At 59.7% G+C, this 26,238-nt stretch carries 30 protein-coding genes and 5 pseudogenes; 7 read left to right on the forward strand and 28 right to left on the reverse strand.

Going from position 1 to position 26,238, the window contains the following annotated elements; genetic code table 11:
* A pseudogene (locus tag EGH24_RS14180) lies at positions 1-606 on the forward strand (restriction endonuclease); the annotation flags it as partial.
* A 36-nt stretch (positions 607-642) separates the two neighbouring features.
* Here the strand turns inward: EGH24_RS14180 and EGH24_RS14185 are convergent.
* From EGH24_RS14185 to EGH24_RS14230, 10 genes and pseudogenes are all read right to left on the reverse strand, one after another.
* Complete coding sequence (locus EGH24_RS14185) at positions 643-1,593, reverse strand: MarR family transcriptional regulator (RefSeq protein ID WP_142980773.1); 951 nt, start codon at positions 1,591-1,593, stop codon at positions 643-645.
* Between the two features lie 44 nt (positions 1,594-1,637).
* Positions 1,638-2,222, reverse strand: coding sequence for a hypothetical protein (locus EGH24_RS14190; protein WP_142980774.1), 585 nt, complete (start codon positions 2,220-2,222; stop codon positions 1,638-1,640).
* Between the two features lie 82 nt (positions 2,223-2,304).
* Positions 2,305-2,699, reverse strand: a pseudogene (locus EGH24_RS14195) (DUF7567 family protein).
* Positions 2,700-2,771: 72 nt separating this feature from the next.
* Positions 2,772-3,137: a DUF7568 family protein gene (locus EGH24_RS14200; protein WP_142980775.1), complete on the reverse strand. Its 366-nt coding sequence runs from the start codon at positions 3,135-3,137 to the stop codon at positions 2,772-2,774.
* A 6-nt stretch (positions 3,138-3,143) separates the two neighbouring features.
* On the reverse strand, positions 3,144-3,644 hold the full coding sequence (locus EGH24_RS14205) for a hypothetical protein (RefSeq protein ID WP_142980776.1): 501 nt from the start codon (positions 3,642-3,644) through the stop codon (positions 3,144-3,146).
* 108 nt (positions 3,645-3,752) lie between these two features.
* Entirely contained in the window at positions 3,753-4,175 is a 423-nt protein-coding gene (locus EGH24_RS14210) for a hypothetical protein (RefSeq protein WP_142980777.1), read from the reverse strand.
* A gap of 122 nt (positions 4,176-4,297) precedes the next feature.
* Positions 4,298-6,670 (reverse strand): annotated as a pseudogene (locus tag EGH24_RS14215) (heavy metal translocating P-type ATPase).
* 60 nt (positions 6,671-6,730) lie between these two features.
* Complete coding sequence (locus EGH24_RS14220) at positions 6,731-7,477, reverse strand: helix-turn-helix domain-containing protein (protein ID WP_142980778.1); 747 nt, start codon at positions 7,475-7,477, stop codon at positions 6,731-6,733.
* A 61-nt stretch (positions 7,478-7,538) separates the two neighbouring features.
* A complete protein-coding gene (locus tag EGH24_RS14225; protein ID WP_115803949.1) occupies positions 7,539-7,823 on the reverse strand; it encodes a hypothetical protein in 285 nt (94 codons plus the stop codon).
* Positions 7,824-7,860: 37 nt separating this feature from the next.
* Positions 7,861-8,478, reverse strand: a pseudogene (locus EGH24_RS14230) (DUF6735 family protein); the annotation flags it as partial.
* 690 nt (positions 8,479-9,168) lie between these two features.
* On the opposite strand from EGH24_RS14230, the gene EGH24_RS14235 reads away from it, so the two are divergent.
* Complete coding sequence (locus EGH24_RS14235; RefSeq protein WP_221886762.1) at positions 9,169-9,729, forward strand: hypothetical protein; 561 nt, start codon at positions 9,169-9,171, stop codon at positions 9,727-9,729.
* Between the two features lie 43 nt (positions 9,730-9,772).
* On the opposite strand, the gene EGH24_RS14240 is transcribed toward EGH24_RS14235, so the two are convergent.
* On the reverse strand, positions 9,773-10,147 hold the full coding sequence (locus EGH24_RS14240) for a hypothetical protein (RefSeq protein WP_142980779.1): 375 nt from the start codon (positions 10,145-10,147) through the stop codon (positions 9,773-9,775).
* Positions 10,148-10,363: 216 nt separating this feature from the next.
* Between EGH24_RS14240 and EGH24_RS14245 the strand changes: the two genes are divergently transcribed.
* Both EGH24_RS14245 and EGH24_RS14250 read left to right on the forward strand, forming a co-directional pair.
* Positions 10,364-10,696: a hypothetical protein gene (locus tag EGH24_RS14245; protein ID WP_142980780.1), complete on the forward strand. Its 333-nt coding sequence runs from the start codon at positions 10,364-10,366 to the stop codon at positions 10,694-10,696.
* A gap of 1,050 nt (positions 10,697-11,746) precedes the next feature.
* Positions 11,747-12,007: a hypothetical protein gene (locus EGH24_RS14250; RefSeq protein WP_142980781.1), complete on the forward strand. Its 261-nt coding sequence runs from the start codon at positions 11,747-11,749 to the stop codon at positions 12,005-12,007.
* Positions 12,008-12,094: 87 nt separating this feature from the next.
* Here EGH24_RS14250 and EGH24_RS14255 read toward each other — a convergent pair whose 3' ends face one another.
* The 5 genes from EGH24_RS14255 to EGH24_RS14275 all read right to left on the reverse strand — a co-directional run bounded on the left by EGH24_RS14255 (position 12,095) and on the right by EGH24_RS14275 (position 16,761).
* The gene (locus EGH24_RS14255) at positions 12,095-12,511 is read right to left on the reverse strand and encodes a hypothetical protein (protein ID WP_142980782.1); all 417 of its coding nucleotides are present in this window, start codon (positions 12,509-12,511) and stop codon (positions 12,095-12,097) included.
* A gap of 251 nt (positions 12,512-12,762) precedes the next feature.
* Positions 12,763-14,001, reverse strand: a complete 1,239-nt coding sequence (locus tag EGH24_RS14260) for an RNA-guided endonuclease InsQ/TnpB family protein (RefSeq protein WP_142980783.1) — start codon at positions 13,999-14,001, stop codon at positions 12,763-12,765.
* A gap of 179 nt (positions 14,002-14,180) precedes the next feature.
* The gene (locus EGH24_RS14265) at positions 14,181-14,369 is read right to left on the reverse strand and encodes a hypothetical protein (protein WP_142980784.1); all 189 of its coding nucleotides are present in this window, start codon (positions 14,367-14,369) and stop codon (positions 14,181-14,183) included.
* 284 nt (positions 14,370-14,653) lie between these two features.
* Positions 14,654-15,871 (reverse strand): RNA-guided endonuclease InsQ/TnpB family protein, encoded by a 1,218-nt coding sequence (locus EGH24_RS14270; protein ID WP_142980785.1) that lies wholly within the window; start codon positions 15,869-15,871, stop codon positions 14,654-14,656.
* A gap of 62 nt (positions 15,872-15,933) precedes the next feature.
* Positions 15,934-16,761, reverse strand: a complete 828-nt coding sequence (locus EGH24_RS14275) for a biosurfactant protein 1 (protein WP_142980801.1) — start codon at positions 16,759-16,761, stop codon at positions 15,934-15,936.
* 136 nt (positions 16,762-16,897) lie between these two features.
* Between EGH24_RS14275 and EGH24_RS14280 the strand changes: the two genes are divergently transcribed.
* Positions 16,898-17,449 (forward strand): DUF7342 family protein, encoded by a 552-nt coding sequence (locus tag EGH24_RS14280; RefSeq protein ID WP_142980786.1) that lies wholly within the window; start codon positions 16,898-16,900, stop codon positions 17,447-17,449.
* Between the two features lie 7 nt (positions 17,450-17,456).
* Here EGH24_RS14280 and EGH24_RS14285 read toward each other — a convergent pair whose 3' ends face one another.
* The 3 genes from EGH24_RS14285 to EGH24_RS14295 form a co-directional block, all read right to left on the reverse strand.
* Entirely contained in the window at positions 17,457-17,909 is a 453-nt protein-coding gene (locus tag EGH24_RS14285; RefSeq protein ID WP_142980787.1) for a hypothetical protein, read from the reverse strand.
* Positions 17,906-18,418 (reverse strand): winged helix-turn-helix domain-containing protein, encoded by a 513-nt coding sequence (locus EGH24_RS14290; RefSeq protein WP_142980788.1) that lies wholly within the window; start codon positions 18,416-18,418, stop codon positions 17,906-17,908. Before EGH24_RS14290 ends, EGH24_RS14285 begins: the two co-directional genes overlap by 4 nt.
* 80 nt (positions 18,419-18,498) lie before the next feature.
* Positions 18,499-19,425 (reverse strand): transcription initiation factor IIB, encoded by a 927-nt coding sequence (locus tag EGH24_RS14295; protein ID WP_142980789.1) that lies wholly within the window; start codon positions 19,423-19,425, stop codon positions 18,499-18,501.
* A 296-nt stretch (positions 19,426-19,721) separates the two neighbouring features.
* Here EGH24_RS14295 and EGH24_RS14300 point away from each other — a divergent pair, with 296 nt between their 5' ends.
* Positions 19,722-20,117, forward strand: coding sequence for a hypothetical protein (locus EGH24_RS14300; RefSeq protein WP_142980790.1), 396 nt, complete (start codon positions 19,722-19,724; stop codon positions 20,115-20,117).
* A gap of 393 nt (positions 20,118-20,510) precedes the next feature.
* Here EGH24_RS14300 and EGH24_RS14310 read toward each other — a convergent pair whose 3' ends face one another.
* Positions 20,511-20,894, reverse strand: coding sequence for a hypothetical protein (locus tag EGH24_RS14310; protein WP_142980792.1), 384 nt, complete (start codon positions 20,892-20,894; stop codon positions 20,511-20,513).
* A 145-nt stretch (positions 20,895-21,039) separates the two neighbouring features.
* On the opposite strand from EGH24_RS14310, the gene EGH24_RS14315 reads away from it, so the two are divergent.
* A complete protein-coding gene (locus tag EGH24_RS14315; protein ID WP_142980793.1) occupies positions 21,040-21,285 on the forward strand; it encodes a hypothetical protein in 246 nt (81 codons plus the stop codon).
* Between the two features lie 196 nt (positions 21,286-21,481).
* Here EGH24_RS14315 and EGH24_RS15685 read toward each other — a convergent pair.
* The 8 genes and pseudogenes from EGH24_RS15685 to EGH24_RS15965 form a co-directional block, all read right to left on the reverse strand.
* Positions 21,482-21,571: pseudogene (locus tag EGH24_RS15685) on the reverse strand (DNA-binding protein); the annotation flags it as partial.
* 309 nt (positions 21,572-21,880) lie between these two features.
* On the reverse strand, positions 21,881-22,078 hold the full coding sequence (locus tag EGH24_RS15530) for a hypothetical protein (RefSeq protein ID WP_142980794.1): 198 nt from the start codon (positions 22,076-22,078) through the stop codon (positions 21,881-21,883).
* A gap of 514 nt (positions 22,079-22,592) precedes the next feature.
* Positions 22,593-23,222, reverse strand: a complete 630-nt coding sequence (locus EGH24_RS14335) for a hypothetical protein (RefSeq protein ID WP_142980796.1) — start codon at positions 23,220-23,222, stop codon at positions 22,593-22,595.
* Between the two features lie 202 nt (positions 23,223-23,424).
* Positions 23,425-24,291, reverse strand: a complete 867-nt coding sequence (locus tag EGH24_RS14340) for a DNA-binding protein (protein ID WP_142980797.1) — start codon at positions 24,289-24,291, stop codon at positions 23,425-23,427.
* Between the two features lie 566 nt (positions 24,292-24,857).
* Positions 24,858-25,187, reverse strand: coding sequence for a hypothetical protein (locus EGH24_RS14350; protein WP_142980798.1), 330 nt, complete (start codon positions 25,185-25,187; stop codon positions 24,858-24,860).
* Between the two features lie 31 nt (positions 25,188-25,218).
* Positions 25,219-25,731, reverse strand: a complete 513-nt coding sequence (locus EGH24_RS14355) for a hypothetical protein (RefSeq protein WP_079235407.1) — start codon at positions 25,729-25,731, stop codon at positions 25,219-25,221.
* Positions 25,732-26,034, reverse strand: a complete 303-nt coding sequence (locus EGH24_RS14360) for a hypothetical protein (RefSeq protein WP_142980799.1) — start codon at positions 26,032-26,034, stop codon at positions 25,732-25,734.
* A 71-nt stretch (positions 26,035-26,105) separates the two neighbouring features.
* Positions 26,106-26,238: DUF7558 family protein (locus tag EGH24_RS15965; RefSeq protein WP_449271763.1), on the reverse strand; the 133-nt coding region annotated here is incomplete at its 5' end.

The following is a 26,238-nucleotide window of genomic DNA, read 5'->3' on the forward strand; positions in this document are numbered from 1 at the left end:
CGAACCGTCGACGAACGACGGTTCGGCCAGACCCAAACGAAGTACAAGGAGTGGGCTGTTGACCGCCTCCAGGATTACCACACGACGACGGTGACCTACACCGGCGACAATAACGTCACGTACAACAAGACGTGTGAGCCGAATCTCTCGGACATCTCAGTGCAATCGATTGAGCCGGTGTATCTACCTGAGGTTCGGCAGACGACAGAGATACTGGAGTACTCGTATCCGTACGAATACTATGCTGCTGGCCCCTCACGGGTCACTCTGGAGGACGGGATTCATCGCTGCGTCCACTGCGAAACGAGCGGCGTCGACGAGACGTACACCTACTGTCCGAACTGCGGGGCGATCGCCTGCGACACCCACATCAAGACCGAACGGCTCGAAGGGGAGCCGGTCTGTACCGGCTGTGCGGTGACCGAACGGTTCGCGCTGAAGAGGAAGTACTTCTACGACGAGGAGAACCTCGGCGCGTTCCGCAAGGAGTACGCCGAGATGCCCCTCCACGAGAAGGCGATGGAGAACAAGCTGCTGGCTGGCGGGAGCGTGGTTGCGACGCTGCTGCTCGTCGTCGGACTACTCGTGATCGGCGGCATCATCTAACCCGTCGCAATTTTCCGCCAGACTGCGGGGTTGGTGTTACGAGACACCGTACTGCTCTTTGAGTGCCATATATTCGACCTTCTTTGGGAGGATGACTGGCAGATCATCTGTTCTGTCGAAGTCGCCCTGAAGTGGCCGATACAACGCCTTCACAGTGGCTTCCAGGTCGTACCACTGTGCGGTCTCGACGAGTGTCTCCTGATCGATATCCTCCGCCTCGATCAGCAGCATCGAATAGCTAACCCGCCGAGATCCGCTATCCAGAAGGAGCGTATGGCATACGACTTCAGCAGCCGTTAGCTCCTCACCTGGAGCATACCAGAACGGAGGCTCGCCGGCGAGGAAAAACTGTAGACCATACGCTGCAAACCGACCCAGTCCGGTCATCTCCCAGTCCGGAGCTGCTTGGAGTGCGTCCGTATCCTCGTCGGTCTGCAGGCGGACGAGTGCTCGCTTCGGATCGCACCACGCGATCGTGGCGCTGGGGGCGATTTCCCGGACTCGGGCTCGATGTTCGTGCTCTACAGTAGCCCGGGCGAACGCCAACAGCGGCGAGACTTCGTCATGAAGGGCGTACTTCGAATCGGATCGGGAGAGTAGTGCTCGGTGCTTGAGCGGCGATAACGCGCTGTGGACACCTTGTCGAGTGATTCCGAGCCGGTCTGCGATATCAGCGATGTGTCGTGGTCTATCGAGATACCAACACACGCGGAGTGTGGCTGGGGAGAGCAGTTCCGTCCAGTCCACGTGGCTGAACTCCGACTGCAGCGTTCGATACGCTTCGGTAACTGGATGTTCCGCGATACGGACACGACGCTGATTGCTGGACCCACGGGTTTCTGTGAGCAATCCCGCTGCGAGCAATTCGTCGAGTACGTCGTACAGATGGTCTCGTGAATATCCGGTTTCGGCCGCGAGTTCCACCGGTGTTGCTTCACGGCCGGTACTCAGCGCGTCAAGCACGGCGAGTCCGGCCTTCGAAATCATCTGGGTCTTTCTAAACCCTAACTGTATAAATACGATTTGGTATTTTACTTGACGACTACTTCGTCCCGGACCAGTTCTGTGAGCGCGTCCTCGAGCGACCCGTGGAACTGCCAGCTCGCCTGCTCGAAGGCCTCGTCGGTCGGGCCGTCCCAGCGGGGGAACGCGGAGTGACCGCTCACTTTGACTGTCCACTCGGTCGGCTCGTCGAACGGGTTCTCCGTCGGGAGTTCCACGACGTAGAGGTATTCCTCGTCGCCGTGGATGCCATCGACCGGATTCTCGACGCCGTGGCCCAGCAGGAACAGCGGCTGGTCGAGATGCTCCATATTGGACGGCTCGAGGAGATCCGCTGGCTGAGCTGCGTCGATCGTTCGCTCTGGGTCGCCATCCAGATAGAGGTCGACCGTCGAGAGCTTGTCGAGGAACACGAAGGTCGCCGCCGTATAGCCCGGTCCCCGCTCTGCGCGGGTCGCATCGAGCAGCTCTTTCAGCTGTGCGAGATCCCGGAGGACGCTCCCGGGGTACCCGTCCGAATGCCGGTACACCTGCGCGACGCGGTCGGCGCTGCCATCTGTCTCATCGGTCTGTTCGACTCGTTGGACGAATCGGAGTTGGCTCCGTGTCGACATCGGTACTCGCCGGCGCGTGTGCGCCGGCACCCATCGCCGGCGCTGAAACAACACCACACAGTCGTAGCGGGATTGCAATCCGCTACGCGAGATGTGACACCTCGTCTGGTTCCTCCACGTCGTCGAATTCACCACGCTCGACCGGCTCCCAATCCTCCCCAGGTGCTGGACTCCACCAGTCGATCTCATAGGCACCCGGTGCACCGAGGATTTTTGCCCGTGCCGAGCCGTCAGGCAGGTCGCGACGGAGCTTCTCGTCGACGTGAAGGTTCCACGTCGAGTCGGTGTCGAAGCACGCGAGCACACCTCCTCGTAGCCACGGTTTTCTCGGGACTCTCGGAGGACGACCTGCGTGTTACAGTTCTTGCAGAACACTCCCTCGAAGGGAATGTGGGTGAACACTTCCTGCCCACAGACGGGGCACCAGAGGAACTCGAACAGTGCCTCGCTGTGTCGGTCGAGTACTTCGAGACTCATTGTTGGACCGACCCGGTTCGACCGGGTCACTCTCTCCGCCCCGGCCGAAAAACACCCTGCGTGTGTACGTTCTCAGCGTTCAGGGCCGTAGACGATGCGCGAGGGGGCTTCGTACCCACAGTCCGGACAGTCGTACCAGCGCTGTACCTTCGCTCCATCAGCTGTCTTCTCACCGACGAAGACGTCGTCGTTTGGACACTCCGGACAGTTCAGTTCGGGCGCTGGCCGCTCCCGAAGCGCATCCCGGAACGTTGTCGCCTCCTTCGTCTCGAAGCCTCGCGACCAGATCGGGTAGCCGTCGACGAGGATCGCCCCGCGCCACTTGTACCGGTATGAATCCGGAGCCCGGTGTAGAACAGCTCGCGCTCCAGTCTCGGTGTTTCGATACGCGAGTGTTGGTGTACGACTCTCCCGGGACCAGTTTGTGATTCTGGGCATTGTCAATCAGAAGTGGACGTCTGCGGGGACAATCCAGAGTGTCTGGCTGTCTTCCTCTTCCTCGAGGACACGATCGAGCTGATCGCGGTGGCGAATCCCCATCGCGTGCTGGTCGTACATCGGGATTGATGGCCCCTCGTAGGCGCCGACCTGATGGAACGCGTGTCGGGCGAGATCCTCGTCGCGCATGATCGCCTCGTCGCTGAGCTCGTCGAGCGCCTCTTTCACGCGGTCGAGATTCCGCTGGAACTCTTCCTTTGTGGCGTTCCAGGCTCGGTCGAGCAGTTCACCGCCCTCCTCTGAATTGATGGGTGCTGCCGTCGGTAGGTCTCCCCAGCGGGCCTTCCCGGCGACCGTCGTATCGTCTTCGTCGAACGTGACGTAGTAGTCAAACACGGCGCAGCCGTGGGGGTTCGCCCCGACGAGACGGTCGAAGACTGCTTTCCCTTCGACCAGGGCGTCGTGCCGTGTCGGTGCCTCGACTAACGCGTAGATGACCATATGCATCTTTGTTCACCTCGGAACGCCGACGCACCGGGCACTGCTCAGCTTTGTCTGCTCGGTGCGCCGGCACCCATCGCCGGCGCTCGAAAAACTCGCTTCGAGAGACCGGGTTCAGGAGTCGCGTGTCCGCTCGACGGTGATCGTCAGATTGCCCGACTCGTAGTCGGCCTCGAAATCGACGCTGAACGCATCCGATTGGTATGCGGCGTGGTAGGCACGGTGCAGTTCGAGCGACCCGGTCGCCTTGAAGTGGAAGAACGCGGCCGAGGTGTAGGGCTTGCTCTGGGTTTCGACCTGCGTCTCGACAGAGGCCCGGAGCGCGATTTGTGGTGTGTCTGTATCGATGCTCGCAGCGAACGCCTTCGCTTCCTCGACGGTCGCCTGCGAATGTGCGGGCGTCTCACCGGTGAGCACGTTCACGGGTGTCTCCGTGTCGTCGGTGAACAGGACATCGTGGAAGGTGCGCGTCCCGAGGACTGCGTCGAGACCTAGCTCGCAATCGTGGAATGGGTCGTCGTCTGGTTTTTCGGGCATCCAATCACGAGCCTACGGTGGGGCTCAGTCTCTACTGCCCCAGACAAACTGCAAATTGTCTCGATATAGCGAAGGAAAGTCGCGAAAGAAGAGCGTCCTGCCCGCACTTTCCGCGTGCAGAGTCAGGCGTCGACGAATTGGTCGGGTTCGATTCGCGACAACCGCATCGCGTTTCCGGTGACGCCGAGGCTCATCCCCATATCACCGACAACGACCGCCAACGCAACGCTGACCAGCCCCAGCGGCACGCCCAGCGCGAGCAGGAACTTCACGCCGAGACTCGCCCAGATGTTCTGCCGGATCACGCCGTTGGCCGTGTGCGACAGGTCGTACAGGTACGGGAGTTTGCCGACGTCGTCGCCCATCAACGCAATATCGGCCGTCTCGAGNGCGGTNTCNGTGCCGGCNGCNCCCATNGCGATNCCNACNTCCGCGGTGGCGAGCGCGGGNGCGTCGTTGATGCCGTCGCCGACCATCGCGACNNNNCCGTACTCNNCNNNNANCNCCTCGACTGCGTCGACCTTCTCGTCAGGCAAAAGTTCGGCGCGATACTCATCGACACCAACCTGCTTGGCGATAGCGCAGGCGGTGCCCTCGTTGTCGCCGGTCAGCATCACGACGCGCTCGACGCCCAGCTCGTGCAGGCGTTCGACGGCCCGCTTCGAGGCCGGGCGCACCTCGTCGGCGATGGCGATCGCACCCAGCAGTTCCGACTCCGTCCCGACGATAACGACCGTCTTGCCCTCCTGCTCCAGCGCGGTGAGTGCATTCTCGGCGAACGCCCCGTCGTCGGACTCGGCCGCCTCTTCCGCCACGACGCCGCCGTCCGTCTCACGGCGTGCCCGTGAGAGATCGAAGCCTAGCTCCTCGAAGAGCGCGGGCTTGCCCGCATAGTACGTCTCGCCGTCGATCTCGCCGCGGATACCCTTCCCGGTGAGGCTCTCGAAGCCCGTCGGGTCGGGCAGGTTGCCCACGCCCGCCTCCTCAGCACGGGCGAGAATGGCTGCTGCGATGGGGTGTTCGCTCCGCCGCTCCAGTCCGGCGGCGCGACGGAGCAGATCGTCCGCCGTGGTGTTACCGACCGGAACGACGTCGGTGACGGCGAGTTCGCCCTTGGTGAGCGTCCCGGTCTTGTCGACGGCGACTGCGTCGACCCCACCCATCGCTTCCAGATAGTTGCCGCCCTTGATCAGGACGCCGTTCTTCGCGGCGCTGGTGATGCCCGACACCACCGAGACGGGTGTGGAGATGACGAACGCACACGGGCAGGCGATCACCAGCAGGGTGAGCCCCCGGATGAACCACGTCTGCCAGTCGCTCGCGAAGGTGAACCCGTATCCGGCCAGGTCGACCGAGATGGGGTCGGCGATAACCAGCGGCGGGATAGCGGCGGTCAGGATTGCCAGCACGACGACGAGGGGTGTGTAGTAGCCGGAGAAGCGGTCGACGAACTGCTCAGACTCGGTCTTCTTCGCCTGTGCGCCCTGGACCATCTCGATGATGCGCGAGAGCGTCGAATCGCCAGCGGTCGAGGTGACCTCTACCTCGAGGTACCCCTCCTCGTTGATCGCGCCAGCGTAGACCTCGTCACCGGCAGCCTTGTCGACGGGGACGCTCTCGCCCGTGATCGGCGACTGGTCGACTGCACTCTCGCCGTCGATGACCGTGCCGTCCAACGGAATCTTGTCACCGGGGCGGACGACCACGGTCTCGCCAACGTCGACCTCCTCGGCGGGAACGGTCACTTCCTCACCGTCGCGAAGGACGGTCGCCTCGTCGGGCGAGAGTTCCATCAGCTCGCGCAGGGAGTCCCGTGCCCTGTCCATCGCGTAGTCCTCGAGCAGCTCGGCGATGCTGAACAGGACGGCCAGCGTCGCCGCCTCGACGAAGTAGCCGATACCGGTCGCCGCGATGATCGCCGTCCCCATCAGCAGGTCGATGTCGAGGCTTCGGTTCTTCGCGGAGTAGTACCCGCTACGGACGACCGGGATGCCACTGGCCGCGACGGCGCCGAGGAACAGGACATCTGCGATGTGGAGCGGGTACTCGAGGACGCTCGCCACCGTGACGTTCTGTCCGGTGAGGAGGAACTCGAAGAGGAGGCCGAGCGTGACGAACGCCGCGCCGAGCCACGTCTTCTTCGCGCGAGGACTCGTCCAGACCTCCGACGGTGGCGCGATGTCGACGCTATCGGCCGCCTGGTTGTCCTCATCATCGCCCTCGGCGTCCGAGCCCCCGACGACCTCGTAGCCAGCGCCCTCAATCGCCTTGACTACGTCGGCTTCGCTAGTCCGATCAGGGTCGTACGTGACGTTGGCCGTGCCGGTGGTCGGCTGGAGCGTGGCGTCAGTAATGCCGTCGACACGCTGGAGGCTCTTGTCCACCTTTTGGGCGCAAGAGGGACAGTCCATCTCGGGAACGGCGAGGCGGGCGGTCAGCTCACGTCGCTGTCCGCCGCCGCTCGTTTCTCCTGCTGCGTCCGGATTCTCTGTCATTACCTCACGGTAGGAGCGGGAGTTCGATATGTCTTTGTTGGAATATTCCAACTACGGCCCTCAGTGGGATGCCAGCCGTTCTTCCGCTACCCGCTCGCCGGCGACATGTTGCTTCGCCAAATGTTCTTCCGCCCGACGGAGTCGGTAGGTGAGTGTTGACCGTGGCACGTCGAGATGCTCTGCGAGTTCTCCAACATCGACCTCGCGGGGTGATTCGTAGTAGCCGTGTTCGACGGCGGCCTGGAGAGCAGCCTCTTGGGCTGGAGGCAATCCACTCGGTGTTCCGTCGCTTCCCCTAGCTGATGTTGTGTCCGCTGTGCGGAGCATCTCCATCTGGGCGCACTCCCCGACGGCGACTTTGAGAGCGTCGAAGAACGCCGCCACGTCGCCCTCACCGGAGTGGATGAGTCGCCACGTGTAGTGGCGGCCCTCGTGACGAGTCTCGAACAGCACGCCGTCGCCGAGATGGTCGCGAGCGATGTGGGGGACTGAGGCGCAGGTCGGAGTGCGCTCCCAGTCGGAGTAAAGGATGAGCGTGTCGTCCGTGCGGTCGAGGACGCGGGTGGTCTGTGTGGCGTTGCAGTCCTCGGTGGCGAGACAGTCAGCGTAGTAGTCGCCGTTGAGAAAGGCGTCCTCGATGGCGTCGAGCGCCTCAGGCGTACCGGTGGCATGGTCGACCCGCCAGAGACGCTCGGCAGTGGCGTGCAGCGAGAGCGAGCGGACGCGGGCGTCGGAGTGGTCGGCGAGGGCGTCCGCCACCCGGTTACAGCCCGGCTCGTATTCGAGGGCGAAGACGAGTTCGCGCATACCCTGTGTACGGCCTCCTACGACATAACCCATGGCCCGGGGTGATGTCTACTGGCGGGTATCAGATCACGTCGTCCGGGTCGTGGACCTCCTGCATTCGCTGCGCTTCGGCCGCGTATTGTTCCTGGAGGTCTGGCTCATCGACCATGCCAAGATTGTCGAGTTCAGCATCGACTGCTGCCGTCGTATCTCGGACATCGGTAAATGAGGTTAGCGCCCGCTCCTTCCGATAGTACTGTTCGCCATCGGGTGTTGCGTAGGTGAGGATGATCAGGTTCTGTTCGTCATCGGAGTACGTCCGTTCGACAAGCCAAACACGAACGTCATCTTCAGACTGATTTGACATACTTAGACGTCCCCCGATATCCACTAAGGGATTGGTGTTACGGCTTGCCGAGACTCGCTGTCTCGAAGGGTGATTCTCCGGTCGGAATGAGCAGCTCCTGTCGGTCTCCGACCCGCTCAGCGAGCTTCCGTTTCAGATACTGTATCGCCGTTGACGGCGTGAAGACGCCCTTGTCGAGCATATCGCCGACGACGTCTTTGAGGGCCGCGAACTGGCCCTGCAGGTGGCCGTCGCCGACCGGCTCGCCGTCGTACCAGCGCACCGTCGCGAGCGCGCCGTTCCCGACTGTCTCTCCCTGTTCGACCGTCTCCGAGTCGTACTGGAGCCCGAACCACAGCGTCCGATAGGCGGTCACCTCGAACGTCGTCGACACCACGAAGAACCCCTCGTGGTGGAGGTAGTCGAGATGGTCCGCGACGATCTCGTCGAGGGTGAGCCCGGTGGCGCGGGGTTTCGGCTCGACGACCGTCGACTGTCGGTCCTCGTCAACGAGGTAGCCGTCGACCGCATCTGCCTCGAGGCCATCGGCAAGCTCTGCGAGGAGCTGTTTCGCCCACTTGGAGTCGGTGTCGTCGCCACCGAACGGCGACTCAGCCGAGATTCGGTGCTTGAGCTTCAGGTTCGCTGCGCCCCAATGGCTGTAGTGGAGCGTGTGCTACCACTCAGGTTTGCTACAGCCCTCTTGCCACACTGTATTCGTCCACAATCAGTAAGTACAGACAAGACACTTACAGGTTCGGAGGGTTGTGTCCGTATGGCTACGACAGTAACAATCCGTCTGTCTGTCGTCGTAGGCGTCGTATTACTCGTTGCTGGCGGCGGTCTCTACGGCCTTGGAGCCTACGATGAAGCAACGTACGACCGGGACGCAGGTATTGACGTTGCTCCGACGTCTGAAGCCAACGCTACCCCAACGAACTTCTCTGACCTGCCTCGGGATCAACAGGCGTTGTTTTTGCTTGCCGTTGAGCCCGGACAGGACAGTTACTACACGACCACTGACGAAGAGTTACAAGAACTCTCCTCTGAAATGCCCTCCCATGTCCGGTACAACACCACCATCTACGACGTCTCGAATACCCACACCGATGCTGTTGTAGGGATGTTCAAAACACCTATCGGCATACTTCTCGCCGCCATCGGTGGCGTGACACTGCTCGGTGCTGGAGCAACATCCATCCTAAGGCAGATACGAGATTGATTGAGGGATTCAATCCCCACAGTTGTGACCACCATTACGACCTGATGGGGTCAGGCAACTACTCGGAACTTCTGCGAAGACTAACCGCGAGCCAGATAGGGAAGGACAGACAAGGCACTTACAGGTTCGGGGGATTGTGTCCGTATGGCTACGACAGAGGCTAAATCACTCCTCATTCTAGGGCTCACTGGTAGTCTTCTCACTAGTATTGGGCTTTGGCCGGAATATGGGGCGTTAAATGCTGGCCTGCCGGAATTAGCGACGATACTGCTCCTTCTGATCAATCTCGGATTCGTAGTAACTGGTTGGGTCTGGTACCAAGAGCGTGCACCCGGTCAAAGTCGGTACGAGCAGATTCCAGCGGTCGTTATTGGACTGGTCGGTATCACGGGTATCGTCGGGAGTCTTGCCGTGTTTCAGCCGTGGCAGTACACTGGGATGGCCGCCGGTCTATTTTCTATTGCTACCGGTCTGTTCGTTATTCCCGGTATCGGGCTGAGTCTGAGTGGGTATATCTGGTTTCGGCAGCGTGAGATGCGGTATCCACTTGCCTTGTTGGTTGGGCTACTGGCTGTCGGTCTCCTTTACATCCTCCATCAGCGATTAGACGTTATTATTGGAATTCCGCTCTTTTCGATAGTCGTTGCAGCTGTCTTCCTTCTACCAGTTGCCGTTGCTCTCCACGTTATCCATCCTAGTCGTTAGCAAAGTAACTACAGCCTCTCCACCAACCACTACATACAGGAAGTCATGAAGTGGAGACCTCGAACTTGATCTGGTTATTTTCGACGACAGCCTCCAACATCGCCCCCGGATTCGTTTCCCACGTGGTTGACCGCTCTCCGATACCGTCTACTGTGACGGTGACCGTCGTGTCTCGGGGTTTCTCGAAGACGTTCTCGTAGAGTTTGGATTCGGCTGGTGGTAATATCGGCGTTTTATAGAATAGACGCTCTCCATCAGCAGTGACTTCGACGCGAATTGTTCGTTCGGTTTCCGTGTAATTCGAGACCGAGAGATGCGCCCCGGCAGGCTCGGACGACGGGGTAGCAAGACAACCCATAACTGGGATGATGCCCACAGTCCCCAGAAGAACGGCTCGCCGAGACGACTGCTGTTCCATATTTACCGCCAACCAAGGACACCTAATAAGCCTCAAGGCCGCCGAACCACTCAATATCGATTACTTCAGGCAAGTATTTGTCGGATAGGCGTTAATTGTTGCGTGATGTCCCCTGGTTGGTCTGACGGTCTGTCTCTCCCGTCACTTCGGGCACTCCTTGGCGTTATTTTCGGAAGCGCTGTCTTTGGTGCGGGACTCGCTCGATACGCACAGATAATGGACGGGAATGGGCCACTACTTGACGTCTTGTTCGTCTCCGGCCTGTGGAGTGCTGGTGCAGTACTTATTATCGTTGCCGCACTCCCGACGGCAGTCGGCCACAACGCAGCATACTCGTATGCGATTGCGTTCGGCGTGCTCTTTGGAGCCGTCTCCGTGATCGGGGTGGCAACTACCCAGCCACCGATGGCACAGGTGGCGAAGTTCCGCTATGCCGTCCTGTTCGGCGCTGGGTCAGCGCTTGTCCTCGGCACGCTCGCGGCCATCGGTGGACACCTCTGGAATCGACTCATCGATCGGCGACTCCGTAGGGATGCTCAACACAGATAGATACACGGAGCTTGTATCTCGGTCGGTACAGAGGAACTACTGAACGCTAACGGTAGAGGAACCATTATTTATCAGATGGACGTAGCCTTCGTATGGGCCTAAGCGTCTCCGAGTACCCTCCCTCACTCCTGACTCGTCCACGAATTCAGTCAGTTTGTGCAGTCGTCGTTGTCGTTGGGTCACTTCTTCCGTGGACGAGGGTTCCAGCAGGAGTCTTCAATTTCATGTATTTTCCGGGGTTGGAGTCTGGACTTGCGGCGTATGGCCGATATACGCTCATCGCTGGTGTCGGAGCGTTCGCATTCGGATGGCAATCGGCGGGCACTCGAGGGATTCGTATCGCTTCAATAGGGGTTGCAGGACTCGTTGTTGTGCTCAGTCTCGCTTGGATCGTCCGGATGATGAACGTTTCCGGCTTCAGCCCCGCAATAGGTGCATTCTTGACCCTTCTTGGTGGAATTAGTCTCCTCACAGTAGCGTTTACCCTCAATAAGTAAACACACCGACTGAGGGACTGTTTCCCTCAAAATTAGTCGGTGAGAACCCGCCTCAATATGGTAGGTACAGGGAGGAGATTCATCACCTGACACCGACTTACTGGCTTCGAGGGGCTACGAAGTTACGAATTGGCTCCCACCACCACCGCCATTTCCACACCCACAATATTGCGCCAATAATCAGTGAATACGTGACGAGTGTGATCTGGTTCGAGTACAGTCCATAGATGGGGAAAACAATCGTCAACAGAAGGAGTAGGAGGAGCCGGTTGGAGATGAACTGAGAGCGGGTCACGATTGCGTAATGCTTGGGCCGCCAACACTTGAATCCATTCGGTGAGAATCCACACCGGTGCGCGAGCAGCTTCGGTCAGTACAGGGAAAGCACTTACCGGAGCCGTGTGAGCGATTTGCTATGAGTTCTGGCCGGGAACAAGCAATCTCTCGCCGGGTGTTTACGTCAGCGGTTTTCTCGGCTGCGACTTTCGGACTGGCTGGCTGCTTGAAGGGTGATGGGACACAACTGAGCATCTATAATAGCCGCCCGAACCCTGTGACCATTCACATCGAAGTCTCTCACATCGACCCGGAACCCAAACAGCAGGTGTTCACCGACGACCCGTCAATTCCCCCGAATGAAACACAGGAGTATGAGAGTCTGTTCGAGGAGAGCGGGACGAAACGAATTATCGTCGAAACCGAGGATGGACAGCAAGCCCAATACGAATGGGGTGCTACTCCTGACTCCCAGAGCGGATATCTTACTGTGCGAATCGAGGAAGACGCGATCGAGTTCAGTCTCTCAATTGGGTAATTCGCTCAGCGGTAACTCGAATATCACGCTATTCTTCCCCGCCTTCTGGTGAGGTTTGACGGTGATTGTTGCTGTTGCGTGGTTCGGTTAGTTCGTGGAGAACCTTTCGTAGACGAGTGCGACGCCGATAGAGAGAATCGTGATTGGAACGGCGAACAGCAGGGTTAACGGCACCGCTTCGAGGACTGCTTCTCTGAGGGGGCTGGGTGCAATGTTCCCAAGTTCAACGAGGCGAATGAAAACTGCGTAGATGGGAGCGAAGACGATGAGGAAGACGACCAGAACCCCCCGATTCTCGTGATAGTAGTATGCAGCCGCCAGTAGGAGCAACACGACAACCCCGCCTTGCGTAGTGTTCACGAGGAGCGGGACAATATCTGTGTCAAATAGGGACGATATATAAACTGCTGAGAATACTGCTACTGAGAGGAGGGCTGCTATCGCAGTTCTATCGACATCTTGACCGAAGCAGTATTCCACGATATTTGTCTTCGACACTTTCATTGACGGTAGAATGGCCGAATACTGGAAATTCTTTCCGGTAGGTCTGGTGTCCGAAACGCAATTCGCACACGTATTGAGCAGCTGTTTCATCGCCTGTAGTTTCTCACAAAACTCCGACGTCCACTGGAAAGCACCGCTCGGTATATCGTTCGGAAAGAGTGCGCGATGTCCCTTGACCTCCGCCCACATCAGTTAGATGTGGAAATCCCGCCACAGGATTTCAAGCTGAGCGGTTGCTCAGATCTACGGTTTCAAGACGCATACATTCCAAGCGTCGCCTGCTGGGTTTCAGCATCGGCTTGGCTGTCTTGTGGCCCGGTCAACGAGGCCCCATCCTCAGCCGAGTCATCGCCGTTCTCGTGTTCTCTAGAACGACTCTCTCCGCTGAGGTAGCGATCTGCGATGTTGAGTGCGGCGTTGATGTCTGCCTGGTACTCTTCGATCCAACAAGCGTCGTTGGAGCACTTGAACGTCGCCTGTTGGGGCCGGGTCCCTCCCTCACCGCACGCATGGCACTCTTGGGAGGTATTCCGCGGGTCGACTGTTGCAACGGGGATCCCCCTTTCTACGGCTTTGTACGTGATCTGTGCGTGGAGTTTCGCGAATCCCCAGCCGTGAAGCCGGCGATTCATGTAGTCCCCGTAGTCCATCGACTCCTGGATGTAGGTGAGATCCTCGAGCACGAGAACCGGCGCCTCGACTGACTCAGCGTACTCCACCACTTCCCTGGTGACGGTGTGGAGGATATCGTCGATTTGCGCCCACAACTCGTCGCCGAAGGTGTCTGCGATCCGTTCGCTCTCGCGACTTTGGAGTCGCCGCATCGTGGTGAAGTAGCGCTTGCGGAGTCGACGGACAGTCTTCCCCTCATCTGTCCAGAGCTCAGGGTTTGTCGGGGATCCATGCTCGTCGCGGTGACACACCGTGACGAGACTTGCTTCCCCGATATCGACGCCAATGGGAGTGCGTTCTTCGGCGGGAACCTCGGAGTTGAGCGGGATGTCACGAGTTGCGATGAGATGGAAGTACCACGTATCCTTCCGCTTGAGCAAACGACCTTCCCCCACGTCTGCGTCACCAGCGATCACGGCTTCAAGCCAGTCCCGTTGCTCGGGGTTCGGCTGTGCTGGTACCCAGAGGTGGTAGTCCTCGTGGTGTGGGATTTTGACGTACCACTTGATCGTGTTTTCGGGCTTGTGGTCGATTTTCACCCCCTCGTTCGTGAAGCGGACAGGGTGATCGTCACTGAGTTCATTTGCCCCATAGGTCGTCGTTAGCTGCGGGACATACCGCTTCAGGGCGTTCTTTGCGTAACCGCTCAGGTGATAGTCACCCACGATGTCGTTCGCTTCCCCCAAGGTGGAACAGTTGGCGTCGAAGGCCTCTTGGAGCGCCTGCTGGTAGGCTGCCCGCGTCTCACGGAGCTTCTCCCGCTTGTGAGCGTTCGGGTCTACCAGCTTCAGTTCCAGCGTTTTTGTGAGTTCAGTCACGACTCATCACCCTTTGATACTGACTGGTCGTCTTGGAGGGCCCACCAGCGCGCTGTCGAACTCGCCCGCATCTGGTTTGCCCCACGGAGACCGACGGTGACTGGTCCGCCCCGCACCCTTCCTGGGGGCGATAAACACTCTCCGACGCGATCCAGCCGAATTCCCCGTTGCCACGCCGCTCAGGACTCGACCTGTGTATCGGCGTCCCCGCTGTGTTTCGGCTGGGAGAGCAGACTCACGTCTTGCAGGAGAGCTCTCGCTGCCTCGATCCGCTCCTGATCTGCGTCGTCGAGTCCGGCCGTCTCGATGCGTTTGAGATTGGTGAGTGAGCGATGCAGTCGATATCCGGGTGTGTTGCGTGGGTCCATTTGAAGCGCCTCGCCGATTCACGGCGCAGAGAAACATCTCCGGCTGCTGGTAGCTGTCGGACTGGGCCTGCTCGTTAACCAACATTGGTGTGTTTCTGTGCCGATATGTTGGTTAAGACGGAGCCTGTTCCGATTTGCTGGGTCCGTAGCGAGCCGAGCCACACACCCGGCACTCCCAGATCGGTTGTCCCGTCCACGCCTTATCCGGAACCGACTCGTGGGTCGTCAACTACCCCGCGTACGGTGGCGCGGGGCTTGTCAGTGAACTCGGCCTCTGCCGACAGTTAGTCGGACGGGACAAATCCCCGGTTCGGCGTCACAATCCCTGACTTCAGGGCGAGTTGACTGTCGCCCGTCCGCCGCGACGACTGTAGGCCGCGACGGACATACCGCCACCCAACGTTTTTCGCTCCAACATAGTCTGCGTTCGCCGTTGCACCACACGACTCGCATTCGAACTCTGCCTGCCTGACGCGATTGCCTTCGCTCGTGTGGCCACACTCCGGGCACCGACGACTCGTGTTCTCCGGATCGACGTACTCAACACTGATACCTTCCGCGTCACCCTTGTACTCCACGAGGTCAACGAGCTGGCGGTGCGCCCACTGGTGGAACTCTTTCACCGGCGGCGCACGTTCCCTGATGTGTCTCAGGTTCTCAAAGGCGATGTACTCGCAGCTGTGTTCCAGTGCTTCCTCGATGATGTTGTTGGCCACGCGGTGGAGGACATCGCGGACGTACCGCGATTCCCTGCCGCTCATCAGCTGAATCGTCCGATGTGCGGATTGTGTCCCAGTCTGTTGGAGGTTGCCACGTATCCGCTCGAACTCCCGATGGCGGTGTCGAAGTTCCCTGCCGGACGCGAAGTACGCCGTACTGGTGGTAGCGATGTTGACGATGCCGAGGTCAACGCCGAGAACTGTCCTGTCCTCGTCGTCGCCCTGTTGTTCGACCTGTTTCTCGGGCTTTGGTTTGCGAAAGCCGAGATGCAGGTAGTAGTCGCCATCACGCTGAGAAAGTGTGGATTCGGTCAGTTCCCAGTCCTCGTCTTCGAGGTACTGGTGTTGGTAGCCATCTTCGTCGTCCGGCAACGCCAGATCGCACCGAATACGGTCCTCAACCGTGGAAAGTGAGACTGTCCCGTCGTCGAAGAGCGTCATCGTCCGGGCATCGTATTTCACTGTCTCGGCGGTGAACTCCGGACGTGAAGTCTTGTATTCCTCGTCCAGTTCTTTGATTTCTTCGACGCCGGAGAGTGCGGCTGCGGCTTGGTGGGTGGCGAGGATTGCGTGCTGACTCCCGAGACGCGTTTCCTCTCGTACCTCGTCGTAGGCGAGGTCCTGGAGGTACGTTTTCCGCGTTTCACCGTGTTTCCATCCGATCTGGCTGCTGGTGTTGCAGGCAGTTTTCCACTCGTTGATGGTGGCATCGAGCAGCTGCTTCTGCTCGTGGGTGAGGATGGGGCGGGTGATTGCGGTGCGTCTCAAGTAATCGTCCGCCACAGGTTTCAATAGATGGTAGAGGTACTTAGTAGTTAGTGGGTTTGTGGCAGCGGGCGTCGGCTTCATTCCCGCTCACGGTAGCGCGGGGAATCCGCCTTGTTACCTAGTTTGAACTGATGGTCGGTCGCCCGTCCACAGGTTTGACAGTCGAGTTCCTGAGCCGTCGGCACTGACGACACCTGGCGATCAGCCGCATCTTCACCAGTAGATTCGGTCAGCGCCATCGCAGGAACCAGCCACACCACGTCATCGGCGTCGTCGAGGACCGCGTCGAGACGCGACGCGTCGCGGATGCCGTCCCCACGCTGGTCGTAGAGCCGCGTCGGGGCCTGCTGCTGCGCCGTGGCTCCCTGCCCGTGCCACCCAGTCCGGTCACGGGCGGCACTGAGAAGCCGCTCTCCCTCCGCTGACGCCACCTGTACCGCGTCGGGGAGTGAGGGCCACTGCTCGGCCAGCTGGCGCGCCGGCGCCTCGTCGAGGTCGTAGAGGAGCGTGTAGTCGTCGACGGCCGGCTCCGCCTCGTTGGCGGAGAGGAGGTTCGCCGCGGCGCCGCCCTTCGCGACGGCGCCGTAGAACGTGGTCGACTCGACGACCAGGTGGATGATACCGAGATACGTCGTCGACGCTGACTCAACCGAGCTGGTGGCGTCACTCTCGAGATGGTTGGTGAGACAGAACCGGCATTTCGTCTGGCCGTCTGGGACTGACGCCCCACAGGACCGGCACTCGCCATCGGCGGCCGTCGGCGCATCAGGGTAGCCACCAGCGCTTGTTGCGACGCGTTGCCGCCGGGGGGCACCCTCACAGCCGTCGTCCAGCCTCGTGTCCGGAATGTGGGACGCCTCGCCGGTCGGCCGCAGTTCGGCAAAGTCAGTATATCGGTTGTGCATCGGTTGGCTCATAGTTTCAGTCGGTTTCGTATTTCAACGTCCGGACGCCTTCGCTCGTAACAAACTCTTGATTATGCGAGATAGTACAATCATATATGGGAGTTCAGCGCCAACACTGTCGCAAGAGGTGCCAAGCATGTCCGAATCCTCGCGAGATGGGGTCCAGTCGTGGACTGAGTCGATGAGCGCCCGCGACCGCATTCGAGCGGTCACCGAGACGCTTCGCGAACCGCGGTCGGTCAACTGGATCAGCGAGCAGGCCGACGCCGCCTGGAGTACGACCAACGACGAACTTCAGGATCTCGTCGACCAGGGCCAGCTGCGTCGCGTCGAGGCCGGTGAGACGACGCGCTACCAGCCGGACTACACGCGTCTGCTCTTCGAGGAGATCCGGACGCTCATCGAGGAGAACACGCGCGAAGAGCTGCGCAGCGAATTGGCCGCGATCACCGAGGAGATCGAGGAGTGGCAGGCGACCTACGACGTCGAGACGTGGGAGGAGCTCGAACAGTCGCTCGCCGACGGTGACCTTGCAAGTGCGGAGCTCCACGAGCGCCGTGAGGTGATCACGCGGTGGGAGGAGAATCTGGAAGACCGTCGCCTCATCAAGCACGCGTTGACGCTCTACTCGGATGTCGAAGCCGCTCGTGAGCAGATGATGGACGTGGCTGACCGCTCCATGCGCTAATGCCGTCTCACGGCGGGTTTGATGCGCTATTCAGCTGGTCCATGTTGTCGTCCTCGTACGCTGCTCGCCACATTGTATGGACTGCACGAGTCACGAGTGAGACCTCGGTCACGTCGATACAGGACGGTTCAGCTGCCGTCGTGGCAGCCTCGGGCGAGGGATGAAAGTGGGTCTCGGGAGAGTGTGTATTCGGGTGGCGATCGAAGCGCCAATTGACGTCGTCGCTATCGACGTAATGGAACGAGTACATCCCCAATTCGCTCCATTGGATATCGAGTCGAGCGCTCTCGGCGTTGCCAAGCCCGTCGCTGAGACTGATCTGCAGTTCCGTGGGGGCGACGACGTCGTCGTACGCTGTTTCGTCTACAAGCGGTTCGAGTTCGAGCCAGAGGTCACGAATCCGCTGGAGTGCCGGAAGATAGATTGGTCCGAACTCGCCGGCGCGGTCGTCATCGCTCATACAGCGAGCTGGTGGCTGGCCTCGTCGTAGGCGAGTGCTGCTTGGGCAACGGCGAGATTCTGCCGCGTCGTTCGCCACGCGGTGAGATCGTCCCAGCCCGCTGTCTCGTCGGCGTCGAGTTGCTGGGCGAGTTCCTCCGGTGACACCACGTCGTAGCGGTCCTCGTAGCGCCGGATATCGGTCTTCATCTCCTGGATGCTGTCGAGTAACTCCGGCCGATCGACTTCCTCTCGGAGCTCGCGGATCCGGGACATCAATATTCGGTCGCTGTTGCGCTTGTACAGCGTTGTTTGGCCGTCCGGTTCCGTCTCGGCGAACCCGGTGTTCACGAGGGTCTTACAGTGGCGACGCGCCGTCGGTTCGCTCACGAGGGCACGGTCGGCGATCTCGACCGCCGACTGCCCGTCGTGGGTCTGTTCGACGATTTCGTACACTCGCTCGAACGGCGTGGTGTCGTCTTTCCAGTCCGCCTTGACCTGCTCGTTGACGTCGTCCCACGTCTCGGTCATACTGGGTGCTATGCGGGCTAGGAACAAATAATTTTCTGAGAAAACTATCTCTTTTTGTCTGTGTTCGTGCAGGAGCGTTCTCAGGCTACCTGCTCTTTTAGTGTCTCGTAATGCGCCCGGACAGTCGTCGGCGTGACGTTCCCGGACTCGGCGACAGCACACTGCGTCACCCACCGCCCCTGTTCTTGGCCGGCCGTGTAGAGACAGGCTGCGGCGAAGCCGGCCGGGTGGACGCCGGTCGTCACCCCCGCCTCCTCGGCTGCTTCGGCAAGTACTCGCGCCCGGCGTCGGATCCGCTCCGAGCAGTCGAGGTCGGATGCCAGCCGCGGAATGTACATCGTCGGCCTCACGGGTTTGGCTGGGAGTCCCAGCTCCTTGTTGAGTGTCTTGTACGCGTTCGTGACCCGCGATTCCCCGACCGTCGCCACCGCCACAATGTCGTCGAGGAGCTGCGACCGGCCGTTGCACCGGCAGGCCCCGTAGACGCTGGCCGCGGCGATGGCCTCGATGGATCTGCCACCAAGCAGATCCTCGTTCTGGGCGCTCCGGAAGAGCTGACACGCCTGGTCACGGACCGAATCGGAGAGGTCGAGCGCGCTGGCCAGACGGCGCACCTCGCCCAACCCGTGTGCGAGATTCCGTTCCGCTTTCGACCGCCAGCGCCCACGGGTCTGCTCACGACGCATCCGCGCGAGTCGCCGTCGCTTCTGCCCAGAGATCTCGTTCCCCTTCGCGTCGGTACCGCGACCGATCTCCGTCGACAGGCCGCGATCGTGGCGGGCCGCAGTGAGTGGAGCGCCCGTTCGCTCGCGCTCCTCGTCGTCGTACGCCCGCCACTCCGGCCCGTGATCGATACGCTGTTCGTCGATGACCAGGCCACAGTCCTCGCAGACCGTTTCGACCGCGTTCGTGGTGACTCGACCGTCGCACTCGGGACACTGGTTCGCACTCGATTCCGTTCGGACGTCTTCGTCGAAGCCCGTTTCGTAGATGTCTCTGGTTGCCATGAATACACACGAGGGGACGCACGCGAATCGCGCTCTCGGAATGCCCCTCACCCATCACGGGGCAAATACACACCACACGGGACGGCGCTGACTCCGATGGACTGCGGTGGCGAAAGCCCGGCCGCGCAACGGCGCGCAGCGCCGTGAGCAGCCCGGACCGTGGAGGTGGTGGGAGGTGGCGGTGACCGCTACACACCAGCAAAAAAGGGGCGCGTCGCCCTGGCTCCTCCTCGACCGGGATGTCTGAATCCCAACCAGACTACATTTATTGGTGCCCAAGTCGTAGTTTTCCCGTTATGAAACCCGATACGCGCGAAATCATCAACGAGGAGCTCTGGCGGAGCGTCGTCTGGCTGGCCATCGGCCTGTTTGGCTGGTCGCTTATTCTCACGTCGACGGATGTGCTTGCGGCATCAGCACTCACCGCGCTGGGATTACCTCTCCTCACGGCTGCGGTGCTGGCAGCCCTAATGGTTGGGATCCGTCTCGCGACTGGCTTGGAGTTAAAAGCGAAGACCGAAGGCAGCCAGCTCCTCTGGTTGATTGTCGGGAGTGTGCTCGGTGGATTCGTCGTGCTCTACGACGTGCTCGTGAACGGACGTGGCCCACTCATCATCCTCGGCTACGCTGTCGCTGTCGGGTTCGGGGTCCTGATCTGGCGTGTTGCTCGGCGACAACAGTCGACAGTGTGAGAATGGATTGGCTCACTGCATACAACGGCCTCCTCGTTCGTATGGGACTGTATCTTTTGATTTTCTGGCCGACGGTCGGGTACTATGTGTACCGGGATTCGGTGAAACGAGGATTGTCCTCGCCGCAACTTCGCGGGGTCACGTATGGGTTCCTGGGAGTACCGGGGCTGCTCGTCTATTTGTACCGGAAATCTCGTGCAGAGACGCAGTCAGCGTAGCCGTCGAGGTATAGCCACAGAGAACGGTTCGAACAGCAGCATCTGCGGACAGTTGGACCCTATCAAACGAGCGCTATGTACGATAAGCCTCCCTCAACTCACCATCGCCTGTTTTCATCCCATAACATCGACCGACCACTCTAATTGGTAGTTACAGGGTATTGAGTGAGCCATCTCAATTGACAATTGACGGCCCATACTGAAGAACCAGCCCAGGAATAATTACGCCGACGAGAATGAGGACGCCGACAAGCACCGTATACGGAAGAGCAGTGAAGGTACTCAATCCGAGGAAGAGGGCCACCGCTACGAATACACAGACTGAAATCACAACGTTCTCGCGGGAAACAAGTGGTTCGTTCCGTACAATGATGACCATCGAAACAGCCAGCAGTACTAAAATCGCGATTACTGCAGCGGTGAACACCTGCATTGAGTCGATTGCAAGTCCGTAGAACAACCCCAGACCGGCGAGCACGTACGCAAGCCCCAAGGCTGCGAGCCCGGCCAACTCTGTGCGTGAACGGTCGGTTTCCTCGTTGTCCACAGTTGTTGGCATGTGATTATTTTGATGGCCACGATATAAAACACCCTGTGCATTGTCGGGGAATTGATCGCTGAGACCAGCCTACAGTATTCGTTTGATAGAATCTCCATGTTGCATACAGGGAAAGTATTTCCATCTCACAGACAAGTATTAAGATATGCGATTTATGGGACTGGGGAAGTGGGAGATCGCCTCGATTCTGGCAATGGCGGCCGTTGCCGGTATTTTCGCGTATTCCCGGGCGGGGATGGGAGGTATCTCACTCCTTGTTAACGTACTTCTACAAGTCGTGATAGTTCTCGTCGTTGGAATCGGGTTCTTCCTGCTATTACATCATCTTGGCTTCTATCCCGGCATTGCGGACGACTACTTCGCTCGTCGAAAAGAGGACAAGAAAAAATAAGCACGCTCTACGTACCAGTCACGTCAGGAAGCATAGATTGATCTCGACCTCTGGAGGGACTGTCTATGATCTCCTCTGTTAGTCCGTCTACAAGGTCGTGGCTGCGCGCGCAGCGAAGCGAGCACGGAGCGGAGGGTGGGGCGGTGGGGCTTGGGTCGGTCTGGCACACAGCAAAAAAGAGGGTTGCTTCGACTGGCTATTCTTCCCACCACCGACCGCGCTCTGGGAATTCGATCCGACTCCAGCCCGTGATCGCGAGACTGCACCGACCTTGGTACCAATTTCTTAGCGTACTTGAATTGGGCTTCCTCAATTCTTGAACCACCGCCTGCTCCGAAGGATGTTCTTCCTTGATATTCTGTAGATCAGGTACTATACAAATCTATGAACGGATTGTGGGAGAAGCTGTCAGTTCCGGTGGGTATTTCTAAGCCCGTGCTGTATAAACAGCGCATATTCAGCACGGAGGGGATGTCAGAATCATGCTGTCCGAATCGCTCAGTGTAGAGCCTACATTCAGCACGACTAGTCCTTTATTTCACCCACTTCCTTCTGAACCAGCCGTTAGGTAGGTGTGCGAACTGAACGAGATGGTTCACCAGCGACGAGCGACTTCATAGGCTACTGTGGTTGGGAGGAGGACAACCAGTAAGACGAACGTGATTTCACCTGTTGTTGGGCCAGACTGCGTGAGGGCACTATAGACATAGAGTGCGGCGACAGCAAGCACACCGACGATAGCTGTGACGTATTGAGGGTCGCTCCACGAGGACGGAAATTCTGAGCCGGACATACCTTTCTAGTCTCCCGCTGATATGATATATCCTTCCTCTGTCTCGGTCACGACGCTTCTGACGGGAATCAGGGATGTTATGACCTAGTTTGTTCTATCGTTCATCTGTACTCACCTTTCGTTTGGTGGTTGCGCTGAAGGGTGTGCGAACTATCTCATTATCTGCTCTCAATTAGTGCATTTATGCTGCTGAATCCGTTCCGGTAGTCCGACTTTCCCACAGATAGGACACTCTTGCAGCGGTGTCGGCGGCAAGTTCTCCCATTCTCGCAACGCAGCCTTGAGATGCCACTGGACATCGTCTGATTCTGTACGAGTCAGTGCCTGCACGAGATACATTCGCAGCCGTTCGCGGCTTGTCGTTGTCTGTTGATCACTCATAACTGGGTCCGAGAGGACGAATTGTATCGCCCTCCACCCTTTTGAGGGCAGGACAAACCTCACGCTGCACGCTCACCTTCCTCGTCTTGGGAGCGCGTACACCGAAGCAAGTACTGAGTCGAGCTCGATCTGACTACTTCGGTGAGTACTCCATCCCCCAGAGTTCCTCGAAATACTCGAGTGTGTATTTCCCTCGACTGCCACCTTTGTACGAGTTGAACCGGTCGACGTAGTACATCACCTCAAGAAAGCCTTCTTTCTCGTGATGGACGCCCTGGTCCATCCGGGGCAGAATCTCGTCGAGGAGGAGATCGACCTGTTCGCGCTTGACGATGAACTGATCGCGGAGCGGGGTCAGGAGCGTCCGTGTATTGCTGATACCCTGCACGCCCCAAATGTACTGATCGCTCCGGTTCTCATTGGATTCGAGACTGGACACATGACAGTTCACGCCGCGAGCATCACAGTACGCACAAAGCGCCTCCATCAGGTGGTCACGATACGTCTCGGTGACCTCGATCTGCGGCTGAAGTCGATGGTCGACTCGATACTCACTATTCTGATCTACTTTCACGCCAATCCAGCCTTCTGCGTCGAGAGTTCCAGTCAACTGTTCGTGGGTGATTCGGAGCATTGGTGCAAGTTCAAAGCCGGTACTGTACCGCTCTCGGTCGGCAATTGAGATACGGATACAGCCCTCGCCGTCGAAGAAGCCAGTGAACCACGCATCGAAATCATGGGTCTCGGATGAACTGTTGGACATCGCGCTGCGCCCATCGGCGGCGCGGACAAACTCTCACTGCTACACATTGACCTCCCAGAAGAGGTCAACTCACCTTCCCATCCTACCTCACGGTCGTGGCTGCGCGCGCAGCGACCATTGGGAGCGAGCACGGAGCGGAGGGTGGGGCGGCGGGGCTTGGGTCTGGTCCGGCACACAAAAAAGAAAGAGACTGCGTCGCTCGCTATTCTTCCCACCAACGGCCGCGTTCTGGGAACTCGATACGCGACCACCCGGTCAGCGCGATTGAGCACCGGCCTTCGTACCAGTTCTTGGCTGCTGCCCGGAACCGGACCGTTTCGCCTTCCTGCACCACTGTCTGCTGCGATTTCTCCCAGCAGGTGAACTTGATTTTTCCACTGTCATCCGCTATCAGCCCGACTTGCTGGATGCTTGAGGAGGAAGGCTCCCAGAGGGTCTCGATTGTTCCTTCGACCGTCACTTCCCCGACGGGCACGTCCGGCACATCTGCGACGGGCACGATTGCACCGGGAACTGCCTTCAGTTCCTCCAACGTCTCCAGCACCGCCTTGGTCACGTCCCGCCCGCGCTGCACCTTCTCGGCCAGTTGCTTCGCGACGACCGCTCTCGACCAGCCGCCCTGCACTTCGTCGCTGATCCGCATCGCCTGCTTGTTGACCGCCGCGAGTTCCTCTTGCGTCAGCTTCTCCCGGGGATCTGTGCGCTCCGCCGGCGCCGGCTCGTCACGACCACACTGCTCGCTGACGACCTCTCGCGTGCGCTGCTCCCGGCCGTCCTGCGTTCCCAGTTCGGCCTGGGCACTGATGCGCTCCAGTTCGGCTTCCCGCGCCCGAATGCGCTCCTCCTGTTCGAGGGTGACACCGTGAATCCGCTCGGTGCTCGTGTCCGCGATCCCATCCGGGTGGTTCGCATCCACCTTCGCCTGCGTCTCCTGCTCGACCGCCGCCTCGAACTCCGGCGTCTCGTCGACGACCGGGAAGCCGTCTTCATCGACCGCCTGCTCGCCCGTTTTTTCGAATGCCTGTTCATCCACCGTAACGACCTTGCGACTTGAGTTGGTACTAGACATTGGGTACTCACCGTACCTGTGAAGGCGCTCACGCGCCGACACCGCGATGCTCCAACATCGCGGTTATCCGACGACAACGACCGACAGCACCATCTGCGCGCTCTCGCTCGCGCCTTCGCGAGCGCCCTCCCGGGCGCGAGCGAGAGCGCGCCTGCATGCAGTGACCCCAACCAGCACCGCGCGCCGACCCGCCCGGAGCGAGCGACCAGCGGAGAAAGCGTGGGGGGTGAGCAGCCACGCCGCGCAGCCCCCCACGCTTTCCCGCTGGCGTCGAGGGCACATGCATTTTAGCCCGGAACGGGCGCGGGCGGTGCGGAGAGCGCCCGCATGCCCGGAATGGTCGGTCGCGAGCGACGCGGAGGGCGGAACGCGGCGAGCGGGGCGGGCCATAACGGACACACCTGTCTAGCCGGCCGCGACACTCGGCGATCCAGCTACCGTCCTGGTGGACTCAGAAAGGGCGAGGCCGTCTCGGTCGTCCCCCGACCCCGCAAGCACCACAGGGACGAGGCGCGCAGCGGTGGTCGCGGGATGCCGAGCGGCCGAGGGCTTTCAGAAACTGTATCTCAATCGTCGTGCTTCGCGTTCAATTCTGTCAGGAACTGGCCGGCTGCTGTCCCGATACGAACACCGTCGACGTTGCGCATCTCGAGGTCATGCGTGGCAGTCCGAAAGGGGTAGTGGTCGACGAGGATGCGATGGATAACGGTTCGGACGGGGCGGGTCCCGTACCTATCGACGACAGTAGCCATCATCTCGTCGAGATGCGCGTTCCGGTGCTCCGTCCGGGGATGCTGTGCGCGTTCGAGGATGAGTTCGACCACGTCATCAACTGATGCGTGCTCGGGATTCTTGGTTCGTTCACAAACGTCGTAGAGAGCGTCGTTATCGGACATTCCAAATCACTTCGAAGGATCCTCCATGGTGTCAGGGCTCTTCGAGCAACGAGCGAGCTCGCTGCACGTAACTGTTCGCGCCCCAGCTACGGGCGTCACTGATCGCATCGAGGAGCAGCCGCGCATCAGCAGCTGATAGGTGTTCAGTTCGAACGAGAACCGAGAGTAGCGTCGGTGTCGTGACGAGTCGGGTATCAGCGAGTGAGGCGTGAATCAAGCCAAGTTGGTTGAACTCGTCACAGAGGAAGAGCGCAGCATCGAGATCGTTCGCGAGCGTGACCGCCGCGTTCTCACCGTCATCGAGCGGAAACTCGGCATCGAGGTCCACCGACTGTGTCGTGAATGACTCCGTTTGGTCGAGGACGGCGGACGCGGCGTGGCCATGGACGTCATCGTAGGAGGCGATCTCTCGGAGTTCATCGATGACCGCCGTTGGGACGACGACCTCGTACCGGGAGAGACAGAGTGCGAGTGGATCAGGATCGTCGTCAGTAACGATCCCGAGACTCACGAGGGCGGAGGCGTCTGCGATAAGCCGCGACATCTAAGCGTCGGCGACCTCGTCGACGAAGTCCTCGTCCAGTTGCTGTTTCAACACGCGGAGGTTTGCCGCCTCCTCGGCGCCGACGAGCGCTTTGAGTTGCTCGAAGGTGATCTCATCGTCGTAATAGGCGGCAGCGATCTCCTGGGTGAGTGCGTCGTCGTGAGCGGCGTCTTGGAGGTACTCCCGAAGCGCGGTCACGAGGACGTCTGTTCGGTCTTCTCCGAGGACTGCGGCAAGTGCGTCGGCGCGGTCAATGAGCCGATTGGGGGCCCGAAACTGCACGCGCTTCTTATCGGTGCTCATGATGTGTACATTGTGAGCCAACGCACTTAGCCGTTTTCGTGTGTACGATGTGAGCCTCACTCGGCTAAGCGTCACTCGGCAACGAGGTGCTCCGTGAGGTCACGCGTCCAGTACGTCGCGAGCCCACCAGGGCTACAGCGAGCACACAGTTGGAGCGGCCCCTCGAGATGGCCGAGTTCGACGCGGAACCGGGTAAGTGCCGCG

The sequence above is a fragment of the Halonotius terrestris genome (assembly GCF_006861665.1).
In the GTDB taxonomy this organism is placed as follows: domain Archaea; phylum Halobacteriota; class Halobacteria; order Halobacteriales; family Haloferacaceae; genus Halonotius; species Halonotius terrestris.